This is a genomic window from Proteus sp. HMSC14B05, assembly GCF_001808035.1.
GTDB classification, from domain to species: domain Bacteria; phylum Pseudomonadota; class Gammaproteobacteria; order Enterobacterales; family Enterobacteriaceae; genus Proteus; species Proteus mirabilis.
In genome coordinates this window covers 63,279-86,849 of the sequence record NZ_KV791982.1, presented here as the reverse complement: position 1 = coordinate 86,849, position 23,571 = coordinate 63,279, and the positions used below count along the sequence as shown (strand labels likewise).

General features: G+C 35.3%; 24 protein-coding genes. 19 read left to right on the top strand and 5 right to left on the bottom strand.

The annotated features are described in order from the left end of the window. Nucleotides 1-688: 688 nt before the first annotated feature. The 7 genes from HMPREF3129_RS05575 (at nt 689) to HMPREF3129_RS05545 (ending at nt 7,591) form a co-directional block, all read left to right on the top strand. A complete protein-coding gene (locus tag HMPREF3129_RS05575) occupies nt 689-2,002 on the top strand; it encodes a PfkB family carbohydrate kinase (RefSeq protein WP_020945636.1) in 1,314 nt (437 codons plus the stop codon). Next, nucleotides 2,002-2,946, top strand: coding sequence for a tripartite tricarboxylate transporter substrate binding protein (locus HMPREF3129_RS05570; protein ID WP_004242895.1), 945 nt, complete (start codon nt 2,002-2,004; stop codon nt 2,944-2,946). Before HMPREF3129_RS05575 ends, HMPREF3129_RS05570 begins: the two co-directional genes overlap by 1 nt. A 30-nt stretch (nt 2,947-2,976) precedes the next feature. Beyond that, a complete protein-coding gene (locus HMPREF3129_RS05565; RefSeq protein WP_012367913.1) occupies nt 2,977-3,411 on the top strand; it encodes a tripartite tricarboxylate transporter TctB family protein in 435 nt (144 codons plus the stop codon). A gap of 18 nt (nt 3,412-3,429) precedes the next feature. After that, on the top strand, nt 3,430-4,917 hold the full coding sequence (locus tag HMPREF3129_RS05560; protein ID WP_004248045.1) for a tripartite tricarboxylate transporter permease: 1,488 nt from the start codon (nt 3,430-3,432) through the stop codon (nt 4,915-4,917). Between the two features lie 132 nt (nt 4,918-5,049). Beyond that, nucleotides 5,050-6,045 (top strand): dihydroxyacetone kinase subunit DhaK, encoded by a 996-nt coding sequence (locus HMPREF3129_RS05555; RefSeq protein ID WP_004248047.1) that lies wholly within the window; start codon nt 5,050-5,052, stop codon nt 6,043-6,045. Beyond that, on the top strand, nt 6,045-6,656 hold the full coding sequence (locus tag HMPREF3129_RS05550; RefSeq protein WP_004242903.1) for a dihydroxyacetone kinase subunit L: 612 nt from the start codon (nt 6,045-6,047) through the stop codon (nt 6,654-6,656). Before HMPREF3129_RS05555 ends, HMPREF3129_RS05550 begins: the two co-directional genes overlap by 1 nt. Nucleotides 6,657-6,679: 23 nt before the next feature. Then, nucleotides 6,680-7,591 (top strand): dihydrodipicolinate synthase family protein, encoded by a 912-nt coding sequence (locus HMPREF3129_RS05545; RefSeq protein WP_036918305.1) that lies wholly within the window; start codon nt 6,680-6,682, stop codon nt 7,589-7,591. A gap of 94 nt (nt 7,592-7,685) precedes the next feature. Here the strand turns inward: HMPREF3129_RS05545 and HMPREF3129_RS05540 are convergent, their stop codons facing one another. From HMPREF3129_RS05540 to HMPREF3129_RS05530, 3 genes are all read right to left on the bottom strand, one after another. Continuing rightward, nucleotides 7,686-8,657 carry a threo-3-hydroxy-L-aspartate ammonia-lyase gene (locus tag HMPREF3129_RS05540; protein WP_004251225.1) on the bottom strand — a complete coding sequence of 324 codons (972 nt, stop codon included), beginning with the start codon at nt 8,655-8,657 and terminating at the stop codon, nt 7,686-7,688. Next, nucleotides 8,654-9,052, bottom strand: coding sequence for a RidA family protein (locus HMPREF3129_RS05535; RefSeq protein WP_004248050.1), 399 nt, complete (start codon nt 9,050-9,052; stop codon nt 8,654-8,656). The genes HMPREF3129_RS05540 and HMPREF3129_RS05535 overlap by 4 nt, the downstream gene beginning before the upstream one ends. A 315-nt stretch (nt 9,053-9,367) precedes the next feature. Continuing rightward, on the bottom strand, nt 9,368-10,126 hold the full coding sequence (locus HMPREF3129_RS05530) for a GNAT family N-acetyltransferase (protein WP_004242909.1): 759 nt from the start codon (nt 10,124-10,126) through the stop codon (nt 9,368-9,370). Nucleotides 10,127-10,965: 839 nt separating this feature from the next. Here HMPREF3129_RS05530 and leuE point away from each other — a divergent pair. The 5 genes from leuE to yqfB all read left to right on the top strand — a co-directional run bounded on the left by leuE (nt 10,966) and on the right by yqfB (nt 14,385). Then, on the top strand, nt 10,966-11,613 hold the full coding sequence (gene leuE, locus HMPREF3129_RS05525; RefSeq protein WP_004248051.1) for a leucine efflux protein LeuE: 648 nt from the start codon (nt 10,966-10,968) through the stop codon (nt 11,611-11,613). A gap of 104 nt (nt 11,614-11,717) precedes the next feature. Then, the gene (locus HMPREF3129_RS05520) at nt 11,718-12,335 is read left to right on the top strand and encodes a pyridoxamine 5'-phosphate oxidase family protein (protein ID WP_070486884.1); all 618 of its coding nucleotides are present in this window, start codon (nt 11,718-11,720) and stop codon (nt 12,333-12,335) included. Nucleotides 12,336-12,456: 121 nt separating this feature from the next. Continuing rightward, on the top strand, nt 12,457-13,068 hold the full coding sequence (locus HMPREF3129_RS05515) for a DNA-3-methyladenine glycosylase family protein (protein WP_004242913.1): 612 nt from the start codon (nt 12,457-12,459) through the stop codon (nt 13,066-13,068). Between the two features lie 79 nt (nt 13,069-13,147). Next, nucleotides 13,148-14,011: a methylated-DNA--[protein]-cysteine S-methyltransferase gene (locus tag HMPREF3129_RS05510; RefSeq protein WP_036918307.1), complete on the top strand. Its 864-nt coding sequence runs from the start codon at nt 13,148-13,150 to the stop codon at nt 14,009-14,011. Between the two features lie 44 nt (nt 14,012-14,055). Continuing rightward, nucleotides 14,056-14,385: a N(4)-acetylcytidine aminohydrolase gene (gene yqfB, locus HMPREF3129_RS05505; protein ID WP_004242917.1), complete on the top strand. Its 330-nt coding sequence runs from the start codon at nt 14,056-14,058 to the stop codon at nt 14,383-14,385. A gap of 94 nt (nt 14,386-14,479) precedes the next feature. Here yqfB and HMPREF3129_RS05500 read toward each other — a convergent pair whose 3' ends face one another. After that, complete coding sequence (locus HMPREF3129_RS05500) at nt 14,480-16,222, bottom strand: ABC-F family ATP-binding cassette domain-containing protein (protein WP_036918311.1); 1,743 nt, start codon at nt 16,220-16,222, stop codon at nt 14,480-14,482. 472 nt (nt 16,223-16,694) lie between these two features. On the opposite strand from HMPREF3129_RS05500, the gene ddlA reads away from it, so the two are divergent. The 6 genes from ddlA to HMPREF3129_RS05470 all read left to right on the top strand — a co-directional run bounded on the left by ddlA (nt 16,695) and on the right by HMPREF3129_RS05470 (nt 21,909). Further along, on the top strand, nt 16,695-17,795 hold the full coding sequence (gene ddlA, locus HMPREF3129_RS05495) for a D-alanine--D-alanine ligase (RefSeq protein ID WP_004242920.1): 1,101 nt from the start codon (nt 16,695-16,697) through the stop codon (nt 17,793-17,795). Nucleotides 17,796-17,830: 35 nt separating this feature from the next. Further along, nucleotides 17,831-18,214, top strand: a complete 384-nt coding sequence (locus HMPREF3129_RS05490) for a VOC family protein (protein ID WP_004248057.1) — start codon at nt 17,831-17,833, stop codon at nt 18,212-18,214. Between the two features lie 257 nt (nt 18,215-18,471). Continuing rightward, entirely contained in the window at nt 18,472-18,762 is a 291-nt protein-coding gene (locus tag HMPREF3129_RS05485; RefSeq protein WP_223302928.1) for a lysozyme inhibitor LprI family protein, read from the top strand. 189 nt (nt 18,763-18,951) lie between these two features. After that, complete coding sequence (locus HMPREF3129_RS05480) at nt 18,952-19,473, top strand: carbapenem self-resistance protein CarG family protein (RefSeq protein WP_004242928.1); 522 nt, start codon at nt 18,952-18,954, stop codon at nt 19,471-19,473. 216 nt (nt 19,474-19,689) lie between these two features. Continuing rightward, nucleotides 19,690-20,490 (top strand): MetQ/NlpA family ABC transporter substrate-binding protein, encoded by an 801-nt coding sequence (locus HMPREF3129_RS05475; RefSeq protein WP_004248058.1) that lies wholly within the window; start codon nt 19,690-19,692, stop codon nt 20,488-20,490. A 135-nt stretch (nt 20,491-20,625) separates the two neighbouring features. Next, complete coding sequence (locus HMPREF3129_RS05470; protein WP_004248059.1) at nt 20,626-21,909, top strand: cystathionine gamma-synthase family protein; 1,284 nt, start codon at nt 20,626-20,628, stop codon at nt 21,907-21,909. 68 nt (nt 21,910-21,977) lie between these two features. On the opposite strand, the gene HMPREF3129_RS05465 is transcribed toward HMPREF3129_RS05470, so the two are convergent. Beyond that, on the bottom strand, nt 21,978-22,523 hold the full coding sequence (locus HMPREF3129_RS05465) for a GNAT family N-acetyltransferase (RefSeq protein WP_004242934.1): 546 nt from the start codon (nt 22,521-22,523) through the stop codon (nt 21,978-21,980). A gap of 196 nt (nt 22,524-22,719) precedes the next feature. Here HMPREF3129_RS05465 and HMPREF3129_RS05460 point away from each other — a divergent pair, with 196 nt between their 5' ends. After that, nucleotides 22,720-23,565 carry a helix-turn-helix domain-containing protein gene (locus HMPREF3129_RS05460; protein WP_004242935.1) on the top strand — a complete coding sequence of 282 codons (846 nt, stop codon included), beginning with the start codon at nt 22,720-22,722 and terminating at the stop codon, nt 23,563-23,565. Nucleotides 23,566-23,571: the final 6 nt, after the last annotated feature.

Genomic DNA, 23,571 nt, shown 5'->3' with positions numbered 1-23,571 from the left:
TAAAGAGCTTATATAGAAATTATTGTTATCATTTTTGTTAATAAATAAGCACGCTAACGTAAGATAATAAAACCCAACTGTTAATGTGGATATTACTTACTTATAAAAAGTGGTAGTTGCTTTACATCAAAGAAACATGATTTATTACGAAGGTTATCAATTGTCGCCGTTTTCTTAACCCTATGTATTATTTAAAGTTAATCAATTGATTAATATTGATGTATAATTTAATACATATCGATTGATAAGAAAAAATAAACTAAATAACTAAAATAGCCCAATAGCGTCCAATTTATAATGTGTAATATACAGAATCATTAACTCATTATTTTTATCAATGATTACATCTGTGTATTTTTTATTATTGTTATTTAACAAGTGTCATTTGATATCGAGTAAACATTAAAAAATGTCGGGTAGCTTGAACTGCGTATCAATAATCTCTTATGTAATAAAACAAATAAACCTTCATTTAACATGGTATTTACAAAATCAGCTAGTTCTAAAATAGAACATTGAAAATCAATGCACTTATAATAGACTGATTTTTCTTACGCTTAACAAACTGCTCATCAGATAAAGATTCGTTTCATCTCTCATTTTCCAGCTATCACAATTGAATTACTGTTAAAAAAATGTGATCTAAGTTGTTCGGATTTGGTTTTGCTTCCGTTTTTGGTTTTTTGTTTTGAATGTTATCGCAAAATCATCGGCTGGATATCCTTATTCTCGTATTAATGATACGGAGGCACTTTATATGTTTTCAGAAGAAAGACGACAGGAAATCTATAGCATTATTAGGGAACAGAAAAAAGTTAAAGTGGCTCAGCTAGCGGAAAGATTCAACGTCACATTAGAAACGATCCGCAGTGATTTGAAATACCTCGAAAATGAAGGGTTGATCAAACGTTGTCATGGTGGCGCCATACTAGGGAAACAAGAAATAAAAAAGATCAGTAAATTTAGTGATAGTTTTGATATCTCATGTTTACTACACGATTTATTGATCGTCAAAGAACATAAAAAGAAAACACCAGAAGGTAAAGTGTGTGTATTAGGCTCTTTTGTGGTGGACATTATTGCTAATGTTGATGCATTTCCTCGTGTAGGGGAATTGGTAAATTCAAAAGGAAACTCAATAGGTCCGGGTGGAAAAGGGACGAATCAAGCCATTTCTGCCAGTTTTTCTGATGCAAAAGTGCATTTAATTACCAAAGTCGGTGAAGATCATTTTAGTAAGTACGCTTATAAATATTTGCAAGAGAGCGGTATTGATTCATTTACTATTTTTCAAACAGAAATAGAGCCGACAGGTAGCTCAATTAGCTATTTAGCAGATAAAACCCAAAATAATATTACGGCTACCTATTTAGGCGCAAATAACACTTTTACCCTGCAAGAGGTTGATATCTCACTGCCTTATATTAGTGAAGCTGACGTGCTATTACTGCAAGGGGAAATTAATATTGATGCTAATGTGAAAGCCGCTTCTTTTGCTCATTCTATTAATAAAACCGTCATACTTAATGTCGCTCCGTATAGTGATGATTTAAAACAACTTTATTTATATGTAGATTTTATTACGTTAAACGCTTACCAAGCTTCAGATTGGTCAGGTATTGAAATTAATACGATTAATGATGCCAAGCAAGCAGTAGAGATTATTGCCGGTAACGAAAAGAAAAAAGTGATTATCTACATAGATGAATTAGGCGTGGTGTATTTTGATGGGAGGAATACTTTTCATATTCCGCCACTACCTTCTCTACGTGTTGATACGATGGCAGCAACAGATGCTTTTAATGGTGCATTTGCCTCAAAAATAGCCGCAGGAGGCACAATGCCAGAAAGTGTTTTATTTGCTAGTGCTTTCTTGTCTGCATTTATAGAACAAAAAGGGGTGACTTCAATGCCTTCACTATCACAAGTACAAGCCCGTCTTAAATTAAGAATTGAAGATATTCGACCACAAGTAATCTGCAATGAGAAAAGGTGTATATAATGAAAAAAACTCTCTTAGCTCTGACCCTATGCAGTTCTGTTTTTACTGTTCCTGCTTTTGCACAATGGCCTGAAAAACCTATTACGATTATTGTTCCTTGGGCTGCTGGTGGCAATACAGATACCGTTGCTCGTTTAGCAGCAAAAGGATTACAAGAAGAATTAGGTGTGACGGTTAATGTCGTTAATAAGACCGGAGGAAGTGGCGTTGTTGGACATGATGCTATTAAAAATGCCAAGCCAGATGGTTACACATTAGGTATTGCCACGGTTGAAATTGCGATGATGCATCATCAGGGAATGACTAATTTAACCTATCAAGATTATACCCCGATCACACGTTTAGCGGTAATCTACGGTGGATTACAAGTTGCAAAATCATCGCCTTTTAATAATGCACAAGAAATTATTGATTATGCCAAAGCCAACCCAGGGAAATTAAAAGCGTCAGGGAGTGGATTAAACTCTATCTGGCATCTTAATAATATTGGTATGTTACGTGCAGCAGGGTTACCTGATAACGCAATCCGCTTTATTCCTTCCCAAGGAGCCAGTGCTGCATTACAAGAGTTAGCTTCAGGGGGCGTTGATATTGTAACGTCTTCATTAGGTGAGGCTGACAGTATGGTAAAAGCCGGATTAGTCAAACATATGGCCATTATGTCTAATGAAAAATCGGCATTTTATCCTGATGTTCCTCTCTTTAAAGAAGCAACAGGTTATGATTGGGATTTACAAGCATGGAATATGTTAGTTGCCCCTAAAGGACTTGATAAAGAAGCACAAGATAAGCTTACCGCAGCAATGAAGAAAGTTTATGCTTCAGGTGAATTAGCAGAGTTTGCTAATAAACAAGGATTTGAAGTCATTGAATTGTATGGTGATGATGCGACACAATTTATGGCCAATGAAGATAAAAAGTTTGGCGAAATTATAAAAAAATAACTGAGGAAACGGCTGATAATAGCCGTTTTTATGCCTATGCTAAATCGTCATATATTATCATTTATATTTTGCCTATTTGGATTATTTCTTATTATTTATAGCGCCTATTCATTAGGTGATTTTAGTGAATATGGTGCGGCTTTTATGCCTTCACTAATTGGTGGAGGAATGATTGTTTTTTCATTATTAGATATTTTTGCAAAAAAGCAACAAATGGATACACCTTTGGTGACATGGCATGAAATAAAATTTGTGTTATTAATTATTGGTATCATTCTATTTTATGTGTTTTTTGCTGAATACCTTGGTTTTATTGTTACGGGATTTATTGTTATTGCACCATTAATGATGAAATACGCAAAAGTAAAACCGATATTTAGTTTTATTATTTCTGCTGGAATTGTATTAGGCGTTTACTATTTATTTACCGCTGTACTGTTAGTACCGCTACCTCAATTATTTTAATAAATAGAGAAAAACAGTATGGATATATTTATTAGCGCATTAGCTTATATTGATTACACGACAATACTTGTTGTCATAGGCGCTTGCTTATTTGGTTTATTTGTTGGAGCAATTCCGGGGTTAACATCAACCATGGCAATTGCTTTAATGGTGCCTTTTACTTTCTTTCTTGATCCAATTCCTGCATTAGCACTGATGATCTCCGTAGGTGCATCCTCGATATTTGCCGGCGATATTCCAGGGGCATTATTAAATATTCCCGGAACACCCGCCTCTGCAGCTTATACTAACGATGCCCATACATTGGTTAAAGAAGGTAAAACTAATCGTGTATTAGGGATGTCATTAACAAGCTCCGTTATTGGTGGGGTGATCGGCACAATTATTTTAGCGTCAACCGCTCCGTTGTTAGCCGAGTTTGCACTTAAATTTAGCTCTTACGAATATATGTGGCTTACTTTAATTGGATTAAGCTGCGCCACTATTGTTTCTGGCGCTCAAATTAGAAAAAGTTTGCTAGCACTGTTTTTCGGTATTGCTTTAGCCACTATTGGCTACGATGAATTTACAGGACAAGCCCGTTTTACCTTTGGTGAAGTCTCTTTAATGCAAGGTGTTAGTTTTATTCCCGCCATGATAGGGCTATTTGCTATCTCTGGTGCGATTAAATATTACGTCGATCGCTGGAAAGAAAAGCAAATTAAATTAGCAGTTAATACAGATAATAGCTCATATAATATTTTTAAAGGAGTGGGAAAGGTTGTTTGCCAACGTAAAGGGGGCATTTTCCGTAGTGGTATTATTGGTACATTGATAGGTGCTTTACCCGGTGCTGGTGCCGATATTGCTGCGTGGATCTCTTATGCAGTATCTAAAAAATTATCAAAAAAACCGCAAAAGTATGGGCAAGGCTCAGAAGAAGGTATTGTTGATGCATCAGCAAGTAATAATGCTAGTTTAGCAGGAAGTTGGATACCTTCATTGGTTTTTGGTATTCCCGGTGATTCTGCGGCAGCTATTATCATTGGTGTATTGTATATGAAAGATATGCAACCTGGACCAACTCTCTTTTTATTTAATCCAGATAAACTGTACGCCGTTTTTATCATTTTCTTTATTGCGAATTTAATCTTATTACCTATAGCTTTTATTGTTGTTAATTTTTTAAAGAAAATTGTTGCTATTGATAATGCAATTCTTTATCCAGCAATTATTTTATTTAGTATTGTCGGTTCATTTGCTATTACCAATACGATGTCATCCATTGTGGTTATGATGGTGATGGGAGTTATCGGCTATTTTCTTCAACAGCGTAACTTTCCTATCTCACCGATTATATTAGGGATGATTTTAGGACCGATGCTAGAGAAGAATTTACTTTCTTCGTTGATGAAATCGGACGGAGAGCTAATTAATTTTGTTAATAGACCTATTTCAATTGTATTAGCCAGTGTTTTCCTATTAATTGTCGCTATGCAAATTAGGAGCGCATTTAAAACCAAATAACTAATAAGCTATTTATTATTTTCAAAAATATACACATATTCTATCCAATACCAGGGAAAATGCTTCTTAAATAATTAATTTTTAATTTAAGAGGGCAATATCCGTAGATAAATAAAAATATCGGGTGTTTTTATGAAAAAGATATTAAATAAACCAGAAAATTATGTTGATGAAACATTAGCTGGCTTATGCCTTGCACATAATGATATTTATCGTCAACCACAACCACGTTTAATTACGCGAGCTAACAGCTCAGATAAAGCTAAAGTGGGAATTGTTACTGGCGGAGGATCAGGGCACCTTCCCGTTTTCACCGGATATGTAGGTGAAGGTTTATTAGATGCCGCCGCAGTCGGTGATGTATTTGCCTCACCGTCAGCAGATCTAATGGCTGATGCGATACGCGCTGCGGATAATGGGCAGGGGGTATTACTGCTCTATGGTAATTATGGTGGCGATATTATGAATTTTGATATGGCTTCTGAAACGGTAGATTTTGAAGATAATATTCGATGTACAACGGTGTTAGCGACAGATGATATTGCTTCTGCAACACCAGAAGAAGCGCATAAACGTCGTGGTGTGGCTGGAATGATTTATGGTTTTAAAATGGCAGGGGCCAAAGCTCAAGAAGGGGCATCTCTTGATGAGGTGACCCGCATTGCTCAAAAAACCATGGAAAACACGCGAACAATAGGCTGTGCCTTAACATCTTGCACCTTACCCGCTGTTGGACATCCTACCTTTGAAATAGCTGACGATGAAATGGAAATGGGAATGGGGATCCACGGTGAACCAGGAATTTGGCGCGATAAATTACGTAGTGCAGATGATATTGCTGAAGAAATGTTTCAACGTTTACAAGCCGAATTATCACTAAAAAAGGGTGATAAAGTCTCAGTACTAGTCAACTCGTTAGGTGCAACGCCTTTAGAAGAACTCTATATTTTATATAATAAAGTTGTTCAACTTATTGATAATACAGGGGCGACTATCATTCACCCATTAGTCGGCCGTTATGCAACATCAATGGAAATGACCGGTGCTAGCTTAACTTTTTGTAAACTTGATGATGAGCTTGAAGCTTTATTGAATGCACCTGCTCACTGTGCATTTTGGAGAGTGTGATGATGACTAATATTACACTCGATAATATAAAACTTGCTGTACAACGTATCGCGATTGCCTGTGAACAGTCTCAAAATAGACTATGTGAAGCAGATAGCCAACTTGGTGACGGTGATTTAGGGGTAACCATGCAAAAAGGATGGCGACAAATTGCTAACGATGCCCAAGATTGGCCTGACGATTTAAGCAAAGCGCTTTTTCAATGCAGTAAATCATTACAAAAAGCCTGTGCGTCTTCTTTTGGTACTTTGCAAGCAACGGCTTTTATGGCAATGGCCAAATATTGCAAAGAAAACCACCTGCAAGAAATAGCGCTTACTGATATTTCCCCACTATTGACGGTCGCATACCAAAGCATGATGGCGAGAGGAAAAGGGGAATTAGGGCAAAAGTCAGTATTAGATATTCTTTATCATTTATCTGAAGATCTAGCGTCAATCTCATCTCTGACTGAACTAAAACCCACAGCTTTAAAAAGTATTAATAATACGCTAAATGAATTTCGCCCTAAGCCTAATTTATTGGGACGTGCCCGTATGTTCCCAGAAAAATCGATAGGATTAGACGATCCCGGAATGTTAGCGATTAACGTTATTGTTGAAGCAATTTGATTGAATAAATAAAAGGCTCTTACATGAAAAAATTATTTGGCGTTACAGTGGCGATGGTTACTCCGTTTGATTCAAATGATCATGTGGACATCAACGCGTTATCTGCATTAACTAATATGTTGATCACTAAAGGTGTTGATTGCCTTTATCCTTGTGGCACGACCGGAGAAATGTTGCGTTTATCCGCATCAGAGCGTAAAAGTGTGGCGCAAACCGTAGTAGAGACGGCAAATAAACGTTTACCTGTTTTTATTCATGTTGGCGCAATGACGGTAACAGAAACCATTGAACTCGCCAAACATGCTGTAGAAATTGGTGCCGATGGTATTGGTGTAGTGACGCCACAATTTTTTGCTGCCACAGACAGAGAATTAGAGTACTATTTTGTGACTATCGCCAATAGCGTACCAGAAAATTTCCCAATCTATCTTTATAACATTCCACAATGTGCGGCTAATAATATCAAGCCTGAATTAGCGGCTAAAATTCAGCAACAATGCAAAAATGTGATTGGTATAAAATACAGTTTTGCCGATAACAATACGACACTTGGCTATTTAGCGGTTGCAGATAATTTTTCAGTACTTCATGGCTACGATAAATTATTCCTTGGTTTATTAGATGCAGGCTGTGATGGCACAGTTTCAGGATGTGCCTGTGTTTTCCCTGAGCCATTTGTGAATATGTATCAAGCCTATATTACGGGTAATTATCAAGAAGCGAAGCACTGGCAACAATTTTGTGTGAAATTTAGTGATGCTTTGAAATCAGGCGCGAACATGGCGATATTTAAGTCAGCATTAACTATGCGTGGCTTAAATGGTGGTCATATGCGTTTACCTCAACTTGATTTATTACCTGAAGAAAACCAACAATTGAAAGAAGATCTAACGCAATTATGCAAAGAAGCGGGGATCGCTTTTTCAATTAATTAACAGAGACTCAGCTTCAAAATATCTTTATTATATTAAGCAGTATAAAAAACAAGCTATACTGCTTTTTTATAATAAATAACATCTATTTATTCAATTATTTTTGTGATAAAAAATGACCATATTGCATAATATCGACATTGCCACCACTGATAATAATGCCAATTTTTTTGCCTTTTAACTTATCACCAAATTGACGAGCTGCAGCTAAACTTAAACAGCCTGTAGGCTCTACAATGATTTTCATTCTCTGAGCATAAAATTGCATAGCAGAAATTAGTTCTTCATCTGTTGCTGTTAAAATATCGTCTACGTTGTTGCGAATGATCTCAAAAGTATAATCGCCTAAATGCTGAGTTTGTGCGCCATCTGCAATAGTTTTTGGCGTATCAATATAAATTATCTCACCTTTGCGTAATGATTGTTGTCCGTCATTTCCCGCTAAAGGCTCAACACCAAAAATTCTACAATGTGGCGAAAGGGCTTTGGTTGATAATAATGAACCTGAAAGTAAACCACCTCCCCCTAAGGGAACAAACAGCATATCTAACTCACCAACTTCCTCGAATAACTCTTTAGCTGCAGTACCTTGACCGGCAATAACGTGAGGATGATCGTAAGGTGGTATTAAAGTTAATCCTTCTTCTTGAGCAAGCTTTTGTCCTATCTCTTCGCGATCTTGTGTATAACGGTTATATAGAATGACTCTACCACCATAACCTTTTGTTGCTTGCATTTTAGCGGTGGGGGCATCTTCAGGCATGATAATTGTAGCTGGAATACCTAATAATTTTGCCGATAGTGCAATAGCTTGAGCATGATTACCTGATGAAAAAGTTATCACACCATTTTTGCGCTGTTCGTCCGTAAATTGTGATAATGCATTCATTGCTCCGCGAAATTTAAAAGCGCCTATGCGCTGAAAGTTTTCGCATTTAAAATAGAATTGAGCACCCGTTAACTCATTGATAGTGCGAGAGGTTAAGATAGGTGTTTTATTAAGATATGGCAAAATACGTTGATGTGCTTCAACCACATCTTGGTAAGTAGGAAGCGCTAATTTATTCATAAAGTTTGCTCCTTGATCACCATGGCTTCAATTTCAATTTTACTGCCAAAATGAAGCTCTTTTACACCCGCGACTAATCTGGCCGGTTTATGCTCACCAATCCATTTTGCATATAACTCATTGACAACAGGCCATTCGTTAATGTCTGTAATATACATCTTAACTTGGGCAATATCGGTTTTTTGTGCTTTTATTCCTATAAGGCAAGCGTTTAAATTTTCAAGCACTTGATTAATTTGAAATTCAATAGGTTTATCCGTTAATGGCACGCCGTTTTTATCTAAAGGTAATAGGCCTGAAATAAAGGACATATTATTGGCTGTAACAACATGAGAGTAGTGCCCCCCTGGCGATGAAAGAGCTTCAATATTTTGCATCACAAGATGTGAACTCATAGTATTTTCCTATTTCACTCTGGTTAGATTAAATGTATAACAACTTATACATTATGTCTAACTCTAGATCAATAGTGTAGTTTTAGCTAGTAAATCAAATAATAAATACGAGGAAATTGACGATAGCTATGATAGCTATATAGAAAGTAGTTATTAGCAAGGTAAAATTAATCGCCACTGTTTGGAGGGAAAGTAATGGCTTAATGGTGTTATTTTAACATAGATAACATAGCGTTAGCATTTGCTTTGTCGTAGGCCTTTTAAAGGTTGAAAAGAAGGTTCAATAACTTGATTGAGCCTTCTTAATGTATGCGGTTATTCGTTAATAAAGCTTAAATAGTTAAAAAGTGGCTTAAAACCAAATTTACGATATAGCGCTAGACCATCCGCTGACGCATCTAAGAAACAACGCTCGACACCTTGCTCTCGACAAAACTCTAATACGTGAGTAATTAAATGTGTGGCATAACCATTGCCTTGATAGGCAATATCCGTCCCAATATCGTCAAATCTTGCTAGTTTATCATGTAATGTCAGCGTTAATGATGATACAGGCTGCCCTGCAACTAATAATGCATAATGAAGGATCGTCGCACCATTATCTAACGCTTTTTGGTGATAACGAATATATTCATTAGTTATCGTATCGTCACCAACAGGAAAGGCGGTTTTCAATGGTTGCGCCCACTGTTTAAGATCATGGTTAGTTAAAATAATATCGCACGGGTTATTTTTATAGGGGGGATAAGTCGCATCAGACAATGAGAGATACATAGCGGTTGTCATACCGTCACCCGTATAACCTGCTTTTTTTATTATCTCTTCAAATTCAGGCAACAGAGATTCCGGCAGAACCAGCATGTGACCTTTTTTTTGCGAGGAGAACAGCGTACTTGCTTGTTGGAAAGTATTTTCGCTAGCGCCTTGGCGAAGGTAGATAAAATTAAAAATAGGCGCGTCCATCGGTGTCATAAAGCAGTGGGTATGATCACCAATACGAATATTGTTTTCACATATCTCTGACCAAAACGCTTTTTCTATAATTTTAAACTCTTTATACAGTTGTGCATCCATAATGGTTCTCTAGATAAATCATGATAAGCGATAAGAGGCTAACAGAGGATCCGCTTGTGTAGATTAATTTGGTTCAACTTACTCACCTAATAAAAGTGACAGTGTCACCAATGTGTCTGTTGCTACATGTAAATCTTTTAGCAAATAGGGCATCGGGCTATAATCGATGTTCCATCTTTAGTAGTCGTTGCTGAGCAATTATAGCCTTTTTATCATACGTTTTCCGGTATCACTAAAGTTACCATAAAAAGTCATCTTAGTGGCTTAGCATTTGCTCAGGGTGATGTATATCACTAATTTCAATGTAATATGTGTAAGATTACGTTATCGGTAATCTACAATAGGGATAGATCTACTAAAGAATAATCACTTTGGTAAATCCTTGTGAATATTATACTCACTTTATGTGCTAAAAAATGCAAAATTTATAAAAAATAATTATTTTTCATAAAGATATATGGTTATTTCTATATAAAAAATGGCTTATAACAGTGATTCTCATCACAAAGAGATAAATAGACTATAACATTAACGATACAATAGGTTGTTCTCCCCATAAATAACCAAAAACCCAGCCAATAATTCTTATTAAAATGCTTTATTAAGAATTTTATCTATATAAAAAAAGCAATTTCAGCACCATACTATTACCTGCATTCAAACCAGTCATATAATCCAAATATAAATAAAAAAATGAATCATTAGACTATATTTAAGCTCTAAAACCAGTTTAATTTACTTATTTATCGTTAAATATAAGTTTATTGTTTTACAAAAAAATTAATATCGATATGATAGCCCACATATACAGCATATTATTTTTTTAAAAAAGGCGTCATATGTTAGAAAGTATTGGTATTTCAAATATTTGGACATACCTTTTAGGCGTTATTTTTATTACACTAGTACCAGGTCCAAATTCAATTTTCGTCCTAACTTCGAGTGCGAAGCATGGCGTAAAAGGGGGGTATAAAGCCGCTCTTGGTGTTTTTACGGGTGATGCATTATTAATCTTTTTGGCATTTTTGGGGGTTGCTTCATTAGTCAAGACTTCACCCGTTTTCTTTATTGTGATCAAGTATGCCGGTGCACTTTATTTAACCTATTTAGGTTTAAAAACACTCTATGCTACATTCCATAAGAAAAAAGAGCAGCCGGAACAGGTTGCAGTAGAGGTTGTAAAAGCGAAAAACGGCTTATATATCAAAGCGCTTTTCTTAAGTTTATTAAATCCAAAAATGATCATCTTTTATGTGTCATTTTTTATTCAATTTATTGATCCTAAATATGAAAATGCAGGGGTTCCCTTTTTTGTATTAGGTGTAATATTAGAAATATGTAGCATGCTTTACTTATCTGTACTTATTTTTGGTGGCGTTGCTATTACTAATAAGGTTAAGCATAACAAACGATTAGCATCATTATCGAATAGTTGCATTGGTGCTGTGTTCTTATTATTTGGTGCCAAACTCGCTTTAACGGCTTAATAGATTGATAAGATTGATGAAAAGGTCACATTTTATGGTGACCTTTTTTTTATACGAAATTTGTATATGATGAAGAATGAGCTAAATGATAACAAGGTCACCTTATGAAAAATACCATTGTAAAAGATCTGAAAACACTGGAAGAGATTTATGGTCAACCTGCCGAACCATCGGTCTTAAAAGAAGTGGATTTTATTCACCCCCTTTATCGCCCTTATATTGAAGCTACACCATTTGTTGCATTAGCCACTTATAGTGCTGATGGTATGGATGTTTCTCCTCGTGGCGATGAGCCAGGTTTTATTCATATTGAAGACGATCATACTTTATTATTACCCGATAGACGTGGTAATAACTGCATTGATAGCATGCGCAATTTGTTAATTAATCCCGCGATTGCTTTATTAGTGCTAGTCCCCGGCATTAATGAAACATTACGAATTAATGGTCATGCGGAAATTTTAATAGATGAAGAAACACTCGCACGCTTTAAATATAACAATGCACTACCTCGCTCAGTCTTGCGCATCCATGTTGAGCGCGTATTTTTCCAATGTGGTAGGGCACTTATTCGTTCAGGTTTGTGGGAAAACAAATATTTAGCTGATAAATCAACTATTCCAGCACCGGGACAAATATTGAAATCCATTTCTCATCAACAATTTGATGGTGATAAATATGATGCACAATTGCCTGAACGTATTATGAAAACATTATATTAATCATATAGTTTGCTCTTTTTATATTAACATTTGCTAAAAAGAGCAAGAAACAGAGTGCATAACAGGGGGAAGTGCACGCTATACTGTTTTATATAAATACCTTAATTAGTAGCGTGATTTTATGTATTTTCAGTATGGTGAAAAAGAGATCTCTTTTTTAAAACAAAAAGATAAGCGTCTAGCCGCGGTGATGGAAAGAATAGGGGAAATTAAACGTCCACTTACCCCTGATTTATTTACCGCATTAATTAAAAATATTATTGAACAGCAAATTTCTGTTGCGGCTGCCACCACGGTTCAGCAACGCTTACTTACCCTATGTGATGGTATTTATACTCCTGTACATATTGCTAGTTTATCAGTGCAAGATATTCAGCAATGTGGAATGACAATGCGTAAAGCCGGCTATATTAAAGGTATCGCTGACTCAGTTATAAATCATACGTTAGATTTAGACCAAATCCCCGCTATGTCTGATAAAGCGGTGATCAATACCCTGATAAAATTAAAAGGTATTGGTATTTGGACAGCTGAAATGTTATTAATTTCATCACTTAATCGTCCTGATATTTTAAGTTGGGGGGATTTAGCTATTCAGCGTGGTATCATGCGTTTATATCGCCATCAAAGCTTAGATAGAACACGCTTTGAACGCTATCGTAAACGTTATTCTCCTTATGGTTCAACGGCTTCACTCTATTTATGGGCATTATCTAAAGAAAGCGCAGACTAAAGAGCAATAATCGGAGTGATCTAAATAGAAGTTTATTGATAATGGACTTCATCCAGCATACATAAATGTAGGAACTAAAATGGAAAAGAGACATTATCAACTTATTGAACAAGCCTGCCGTTTTATTGAAGAAAATCAGGGTGATGTTTCTCTTGCCGACATCGCCGCACATATTCAATCCAGCCCATATTATTTCCATCGACGATTTAAATCTATAATGGGAATTACACCTAAAGAGTATGCGAATGCTTATCGGCACAAACTAATTAAGAAAGCATTAGCTGGCGATAAAACAATTACAGATGCGATATATCAATCAGGCTTTAATGCGAATAGCCGATTTTATGAAAATGCGACGGCCATATTAGGTATGACGCCAACCCATTGGCGCAATGGTGGACAAAATATCGTGATTTTTTTTGCTGTAGGGATCTGCTCATTAGGCCATATCCTTGTAGCTCAAAGTGAAAAGGGCATTTGTGCGATAACACTTGGCGATGATCCTGCGTGTTTATTAGATGAATTACAAAAACAATTTCCTCAAGCTGAACTTGTTGGTGCAAACCAAGAGTTTGAAAAATTGATTGCCCAAGTCATTGGTTTTGTTGAACTGCCAACACAACCTTTGGCATTACCACTTGATATTCAAGGAACAGTATTTCAACAAAAAGTTTGGCGGGCATTATTAGATATTCCTTTTGGTTGTACCATGACATATCAAGAAATTGCTCAAAAAATTGGTTCGCCAAAATCTTATCGAGCAGTGGCGAATGCCTGTGCATCAAATAAACTAGCAGTGGCGATCCCTTGCCATCGAGTTATCAGACAAAATGGTGAAATATCTGGATATCGTTGGGGGATTGAGCGCAAAGAAAAATTATTACAAAGAGAAAAATCCCTTCATCATCAGCATGATAGATTGGCTATTAGCAAGAGCGATTAACCGTTATAATAAACATAATATCAATTTATAACAGATGAAATAAAATGGCATCAACAGCGATTGTACCAACAGATATTACATTTTTTGAGCGTTTAATCCCTTCAATTTTAGCCGGTATTAAAGTGATCACAATTAGGGATGAAGCAGAAAGCCACTATAAACCAAACACTATTGTTGATTTATTATCTAATGAACATGGCACTTATTATGGAAAGTTACAAATTATTTCTGTATCACCCTTAAATTTTAATGAGATAAATGAATTTCATGCTCAACAAGAGGGTATGAATTTGCCTACTTTAAAGGCCTTAATTAAAGACATTTATCCTACAACGGAAAATCTTTATTTAATAGAATATAAATTAATACAATAAGTAGTTCTCTCTTATTAGTTAATACCAATAAAAGCGGAGGAGTCCCTCCGCTTTGTATTATAACTTAAAATCAATAGGTTAATCGTTAGAAAAATTAAGCTAAATCAAGTTGCTGCTTTAAGATCTCTATTTCTGCTTGCCATTGAGCCTGTAACATAGGCTTTTGATGAGCAGATTTTCTTGCTAAATCAGCATTCAATTTATCTTCAAGTGCTATCAATTTCATTAGCAATTCATCTTCATTATGATGTTTTACTATTTCAACAGATGGATCATGATGGCCATTTTGCTCATTAGAGACCGATGACATATCTTGTTGAGAAATAAGCTGATAAATTGTTTCAATATCATGATGTTCGCTAAGAATACCATTGTGAATATACCAAAAACGATTACAGCTTTTCTCTATCAATTCTCTATCATGGCTGACGAGTAAAATTCCCCCTGAAAATTGTTGAATTTGCTCAGCTAATGCCTGTTTACCTTCCATATCAAGATGATTTGTTGGTTCATCTAGCATTAATAATGAATATTTTGCCAAACTGAGACCAATAAAAAGTAAACGAGCTCGTTCACCACCACTTAATGACTTTACTTGCTGATTATGGCGAGAATAAACAAAACCTGCATTTATTAATGCCATTTTCCTTTGCTCATCTAATAGCGGTGCAAAGGGCTTTAGTGCATCGGCAAGGGTATCATTATCATTAAGTTGTGCGAGACTTTGATCGTAATAACCTAACTCAACTCTGGGATGAAGCCTGATCACATTTTCTGTTGATGTGGTTGAACCATGAAATGATGACCAAATCATTTTTAATAATGATGACTTACCTGTCCCATTAGCACCAACAATAGCGACTCGATCACCACTTTTGATCCGTTGATTATCGATGGTATATAAAATCGGTGCATCTGGCGCAGGGATCACTGAAAGCTGATGCAGCTCAAGCAATCTATCTGCCCGTAATATTGTTCCTGATAACTGTAACGTCCATTGATTGCCTTCTGTTACATCGGCTTGTTCGTCTTTTAAACGAACAATTTGTTTTTCCATTTGTTTGGCTTTACGTGACAAACTTTCGTTATCATACACTTTTCCCCAGATGGCCAATTGCTTCGCACTTTGTGCAATACGATCTATCTCTTTTTGTTGTGCATCACAACGATGTTGCGCACTGATATCTTGTGCTTCTTGCTCTTGTCTTGCCTGAGAGCAGGGCAAGCGAAAAACAGATAGGGTTTTATCACGAATGATCCACGTACAATTGGTCACTTTATCTAACAACCTATTGTCATGTGAAACAAGAATAAAACTTCCTCGCCACTGTGTTAAAAATGTTTCTAACCACAAGATAGTCGGTAGATCTAAGTGGTTACTTGGCTCATCTAATAGCAGTAAGTCTGGTTGTAAAATCAATGCTCTCGCAAGTAATAAACGAGTATGTTGACCACCACTTAATTGTGAGACTAATAGATTGATTTCATTGGCTTTAAATCCCATTTCACTTAATAATAATTCACTGCGCCAACTTTCAGATATGCGTAGCTCTTCAGGTAATTTATGAAGAACCGCATCAATGAGACGCATTGACTGTAGCTCACTTGGTAACTGTTGTTCGACATAAGCCATAATGACTTGATTGGCGATAGTAATAGAGCCATCTGTTGGTATTAATTGGTGTGATAAAAGTTTTAATAGTGTACTTTTTCCACAACCGTTGTAGCCAATTAAACCAATTTTCTCACCTTTAGTGAGGGCCAAAGAAATATTACTCAGCAATATACCGTGATTATTATGAAAAGAGAGGTTTTGTGTAGATAATAATGTGCTCATAGCTTACTCATTTTTTAAGCATAAAAATGCTTTGGGTAATATCACGCGATAACCCAGTAAGCTGAGGAGAGGTAATAGTTAACGTCGCTCAGGCAGGTTAACGCAGTAAAGAACTGTGAAAGCCTGAGCTATGGCGATTACCAAAGAAGTGTGAGTATTCAATAAGATCACACAACAACATAATTAGCCTCCTTTTAAAATTTATCAGTTAATCGGTAAAGTGAGTTTAGCAAGACAGGTTTATTGATTGCAAGAATGCAATGATGAGAAACCGTGTCTTTTTGTGTGAAAGAGGAGGGAATAGGCGTTGCTGAATTAATATCAAAAATAGTTATTTTTTGCACACTAAATCATAGAATTTCATCATTTTATCGTAAATTTTCCTAGATAAGAACTATCTCCCTACATTGCGTGTTTTTATCATGATATATTGCTATTTATTCGCTATAGCTGTCCTATAAAAGGTTAGAAAATGAGTAAATTAAGAGTCGCTATTATTTTTGGTGGAAAATCAACCGAGCACCAAGTTTCATTACAATCAGCAAAAAATATTATCAATGAATTAGATCGAACGAAATTCGACCTTTGTTTAATTGGGATTAATGAACAAGGGCAATGGCATGAATATGCTGAAGACAATTATTTAATTAATAGCGATAACCCCTCAACTATCTCATTAAGCCAACCTTTGCGTCCAGTGGCTATTATTCCTGGTAGTACCCGTCAGCAATTTATCTCTTTAACTGATGGGCAACCTCTTGCACAAATAGATGTTGTATTTCCTATTGTGCATGGTGCTTATGGTGAAGATGGCACCCTACAAGGACTATTACATATGATTGATATGCCATATGTAGGCCCTAATATCATGAGTTCTGCAGCATGTATGGATAAAGATATCACTAAGCGCTTACTGGATGATGCAGGATTAGCGGTTGCACCATTTATTACACTGATGGCTCACCAATTAAATGATATTTCCTATAATGAAGTTGTTGAACAATTAGGGCTCCCTTTATTTATTAAACCAGCAAATTTAGGTTCTTCTGTTGGTATCAGCAAAGTCAATAATGAAGCCGAGTTTAATGCTGCATTATCCATGGCATTTGAATATGACCTTAAAGTGATTATCGAAAGTGCTATTGTTGGCCGTGAAATAGAGTGTGCCGTTTTAGGTAATGAAGAGCCTGAAGTTAGCCCTTGTGGTGAAATTGTGTTAAATGATGCTTTTTATGCTTATAACACAAAATACATTGATGACGATGGTGCAAAAGTAGTAGTACCTGCTGATTTAGATAATGCGATTAGCTTACATATTCGCCAAACGGCATTGAAAGCTTACCAAGTTTTAAACTGTTTAGGTATGTCGCGCGTTGATGTGTTTTTAACTGAAGATAATCAAGTCATTATCAACGAAATTAATACATTACCAGGTTTCACTAATATCAGTATGTATCCTAAACTGTGGCAAAGTACGGGATTAGATTATCAATCACTCATCACGAAATTAATTGAATTAGCGCTAGAACATCATAAAAAAACAGCCGTATTAAAAACTAAGTGTGAGCTTTAATCACAATAATACTCTAATAGCGAAGTGAGGTTCAGATGAAAATTACACACCTTGATCATTTAGTATTAACCGTGGCTGATATCGAGGTGAGTTGTCATTTTTATCATAATGTATTAGGTTTTGAGATAATTACCTTTAAACAAGGGCGTAAAGCCCTTGCTTTTGGTCATCAAAAAATCAATCTTCATCAGCTAGGAAAAGAGTTTTTGCCTAAAGCTGCTAAACCAACGGCAGGCTCTGCGGATTTATGTTTTATTACTGAAACGCCATTGTTAGACGTGATAGAGCATATAAACCAGCAGGGTATAAATATAGAAGAGGGCCCTGTACCAAGAACAGGGGCTACAGGGCCTATTATGTCAGTTTACTTACGTGATCCAGATAATAACTTATTGGAAATTGCTAATATTATTGAATAGATTAACCACATATTCTAAATAAAATATAATAATATTTAGCTAAAAAGCTATAAGTGTTCTTTTTAGCTTAAAGATTTTAAATTATTTATATTCAAAAAATGAACCATCCAAATATGATAGTAATAAATAGACCTATTTGTGGCTATTTTCGCCTGATTAAAATAAAAATTAATAGATATAATTTAATGATATAGCCTTTCTTATTATAATAATGTTAGCATTATTCAATTATTTTTCAGGCAACAATGGATGGTATGATGAAAAAAGTTATTTTTGTAAGTGCAATATCAGGGGGGATCTTATTTTGGTCAATACATTTACAAGCGGATAATTTTGATTGTCGTAATGCGGAAACACAAACAGAAATTAACCAATGTGCATACCAAGATTTTCAACAAAAAGATGAAGAGCTGTCACAAATTTATCAACAATATTATGCGAACTATTACCAAGGTGGCAGTTTGGCTCCGATGGTTTACAGTAGCTGCTTAAAAGATAAAACCATAGAAAGAATTAATGATCTGAAAAACTATATTGCCTTATATTAAGACTAAAGTACTTTTCATCTTGAAAATAGGCTACTCATTTTAAAAGTATTGTTTTTTATCAAAATCTATCGTTTTTAGTTATATAAAATTACTATTTTTGTATTATTTTGAAACATTAAATAACTTGACTAATCCAACCTGTAACGTACTCTAAATTATAAAGTAGCAATTAAAAATAGAAGATATGATATGAATATAATGACGAAATTAGGCGCAGCAGTATTGCTTACATCCTTATCCACTATTGCTATTTCTGCAGATATAAAACTAACATACGGTATTAATTTGATTGATTTTAACGGTGATGGTGTAAAAGATATTGTCGTTAAATCTAAGCGTATATTAAATGATGCATCATCAATTAATATGGTCACGGTTTATATAAAAGATGCAGATGAACAAGTTTATATTGTACCTTCAATTTATGATAATGCTCTTAGCTTATTTGATAATAAAGCTGAAAACAGCGATATTAAAATCTCTAACTTCAAATTTATAGAGAAAAAAAATCAAGTTATCTTAGTCAGCGGTGAGAAAATAGGTAATGATATGTTACAATCAACACCTATACGTTTTTCAAGTTACACTATCACGAAACAAGATAAACAATATAAATGGGCATTTTCTGCATATTGCGTAACCAATTCTACTTATCTTAATGTTGATGATGCTTTTGTTGATCCCTGCATAAATAAATTAATTCGAGATTGATACACGCATAGGTTGTAAATGCGTTGACTTTATTGAATTATTTTTCTTTTTAATATCAACCAATTACCTTATTTCCTCTCATATACCTCTCTTTATATAGTACGATCACTTGTATCATTTGGCATTCCTTGTTATTAATCTACACTTAGGATATTTCTTAATCATCAATATGCTGATAATTTTGTGTTTGTCATGTTCCGTTTTTAAGAGGGAGTTATGAAGGAAATTATTACAGGTTTGCTTCTAGCCTCAATAAGCTTATTTTCTGTCTCTTGTTCGCAAGAAGATACAGATGTCGTCAAAGTAGCAATCAATACTGGACCAGACCAAGTCATTTGGGATGAAGTGATCCGTTTAGCTAAACTTACCGAAGGATTAAATGTTGAAGTTATTGCATTTAACGACTATGAACGTCCTAATAAAGCCCTAGAAAATAGAGAAGTAGACGTAAATGTATTTCAATCTATTCCTTATTTACAATCAGAGATAAAAGCCCACAATTACAAATTTCATATTGCCAGCAAAACGTACATTTTCCCGTTAGCCGCGTATTCAAAGAAAATAAGCGATATTAGCGAACTCGAATATGGTGATGTGGTTGCCATTCCTAATGAAGCAAGTATGAAAGGGCGAGCTTTATTATTACTTGCAGAAAATCACCTCATTTCTTTAAAAGAGGGAGTTGGTTTTTTACCTTCCGTTGAAGACATTATTGATAATCCTAATGCCTTGATATTTCATGAAGTTGAAACTCCCATGTTAGTTGAAGCCCTTGATGATCCTGAGGTTACGATGGCGGTTATCAACAATAATTTTTCCTCTCAAATTGGCTTACTTGCTACCCGCGACGGTTTAATTATGGAGAATAAACATTCGCCTTATGCCAATGTTGTTGTTACTCGTATAGATAATATGAATGATGAAAAAATAAAGAAATTAATTACTGTTTTACATTCAAGACAAGTCGAATTAAAGGTGCAAGAAATGTATAAAGGGGACGCGGTTAAGGCGTGGTAGAACATATTTCAGGTTAAAAAACAAACAGTTCAATATAACTATGAGTTTCTATACCTAATAAAACAATCTAACAATATGAAGTTTTTTCAGTATGATGATAGAAACTTTATAATTCATAAATAGTAGAAATAAAAAATGTCTAGTTCTCAACTGAAAAAACAATATATTGGCGAACATCAATTATCTCCAGAAACGTTAATGATGAGCTATGGATACGATCCATTGTTATCGGAAGGCTCTGTCAAACCTCCTGTATTTTTAACATCGACATTTATTTTTAAAAGTGCAGAAGAAGGGAAAAATTTTTTTGATACGGTAAGTGGAAGAAAACCCCTTCCAGAAGGAGAAAAAGCGGGTTTAGTCTATTCTCGTTTTAACCAACCTAATAGTGAGATCGTTGAGGATAGATTAGCAGTTTATGAAAACACAGCATCATGTGTCCTCTTTTCATCGGGAATGTCAGCTATTACAACGACATTAATGGCTTTTACACAACCTGGCGATGTTATTTTACATTCTCAACCACTTTATGGTGGAACAGAAACATTAATAGCCAAAACATTCGCTAAGTTCGGTATTCAAGCAACACCATTTACAGATGGTTTAAATTTAGCACATATCCAATCGCAAGCTGAAATGGCTAGCCAAAAAGGGAGAGTTGCGGTGATATTTGCCGAAACTCCCGCCAATCCAACTAATTCACTGGTTGATATTCAAGCGTTAAAAATCGTTGCGGATAAATTAGAAACAAGCCAAGGCTATCGACCTATTATTATTTGCGATAACACCTTATTAGGACCTGTTTATCAACATCCTATAGAGCAAGGCGCTGATATTTCACTCTATTCATTAACAAAATATGTGGGTGGACATTCTGATTTAGTCGCCGGGGCTGCAATGGGATCACGCGAGCTTATTAATCAAGTTCGCCTATTAAGAGGTGCAATAGGGACACAACTTGATGCGCATTCTTGCTGGATGTTAGGCCGCTCTTTAGAAACATTGCAAATTCGCATGGAAAAAGCCAATCAAAATGCGCTATTAGTTGCACAATTTCTACGTGACCATGAAAAAGTGAAAGTGATCCACTATTTACCTTTTGTAGATGAAAATAGTATTGAAGGTCAAGTATTTGCTAGACAATGCACAGGCGCAGGATCAACATTCTCCTTTGATATTGTTGGTGGTGAAGCAGAAGCTTTTCGTTTTCTCAATGCGATGAAAATATTTAAATTAGCGGTGAGTTTGGGAGGAACCGAGTCATTGGCATGTCATCCTGGCTCTACCACACATTCAGGTGTTCCTATGGAATTACGCCACAATATAGGTATTCAAGAAACAACCATTCGTTTATCTATTGGTATTGAAAATCCTTATGATCTTATTGCTGACTTATCTCAAGCATTAGATCATGTTTAATGGATAAACAATAGCAAAACAGCGGATTATAAGATTTATAATCCGTTGTTTTTTTGCTTTGCTGTTTTTTATTGTTGTTTTTGCCATTCACTTTTGGTTAAACGACAAATAACTTCTGTTCTTATTTCGTCTAAATACTCCACATACTGATCTTTAATTATGTGATGATATTTAAATCCACACTTTTCTTGTACTCGCTTCGAGTTTACATTGTCTGCAAAATAACCACACCATAGATTATCTAATTGTAGAGTCTCAAAGCTATGACAAATAAGCGCTTTCACTGCTTCAGGAATAAGTCCTTTCCCCCAAAAAGGAGTACCAATCCAATAAGAAATTTCGGCATCATTATCCCCTATAGGGAAATTGCTCTCATGGCAAAAAGATAAGCCAATTAAACCAATCGCTTTATCATCATCGAGCAATGTGACAGCATAAACTTCATCACGCATAAATATAGTCTGGATAATTTCGGTACTTTCAGCAACACTTTTATGTGCTGGCCAGCCAGCGATAGGGCCTACTCGCTTATCCCTCGCATAATAATAGAGGCTCTCTGCATCTGATATTCGCCATGGACGTAATAATAATCGTTCTGTTTGTAATTTTTTCATACAATTTAGCTCTGTTATAACGTATGTTTCATTATGTTAGGATGATCGTATTTTAAAGAGAGCCAATATAAAACTGAATGGATTAATTAAGGTGTTATCGGTACTTTTGACAACTAAATCCATTAATGCTCTTGTGATTAACATTGAGATCATTAAAAATAAAAACAGTAGCAATATGCAATAGAGTGAATAATTTATGTTTAGTCAATCATTATTAAAGTTAAATATCCCTTCGGAGTATGCCGTTATTGGTGAAAGCGATATGCATAATGAATTAGGCTATCCATTAGCATTATCTTATGTTGTGGTTATTATTTGTTTAGATGGCAGGGCTGTTATTAATATAGATTTTCAAACAAAAACCATTAAAGCGAATGATATAGTGATACTCGGTGATGATAGAATGGTCACATTGCAACGTAAATCAGCTAATTTTCGTATTTTTTATTGTTTTCTTAAGAAATCTTTTGCCTCTGAGATCGCTTATGCACTTTCAAATAGTTTGTTTACATTTTTGCATGAAAACCCCATTTGTCGCCCTTCAACGGTTCACTTAAACGCCATAAACAATTGGGTGGAACAATTAAAATATATAGATAAAAGTTATACTGATCATAGAAAGTTAATGTTGAGAGGGCAGTTACAAAATCTTTTTTTTGCGATAACAGAATTAATACCATCTCATTATTCCTTATCTAAAAAAGAATTCAGCCGTAAAGAGCACTTATGTTGGCAATTTTGGGAATTAGTTATAAAACATAGCCACCAGCACAGAGACGTTGCCTATTATGCAAATCGCCTTAGCATCACACCGTTTTATCTATCACAGCTCACTAAACAATATTTTAATGATGTTCCTAAGACGCTGATTAATAGACAAGTAATTCTTAAAATAAAAGCGTTATTGACGCACACTACGCTATCAGTAAATGAGATCGCCATAAAACTCCATTTTGACGATCCCTCATATCTATGCCGTTATTTTAAGCGCGAGACTGATTGTTCCTTATCTGGATATCGCCAACAATATCAACGGCAATAAAATATA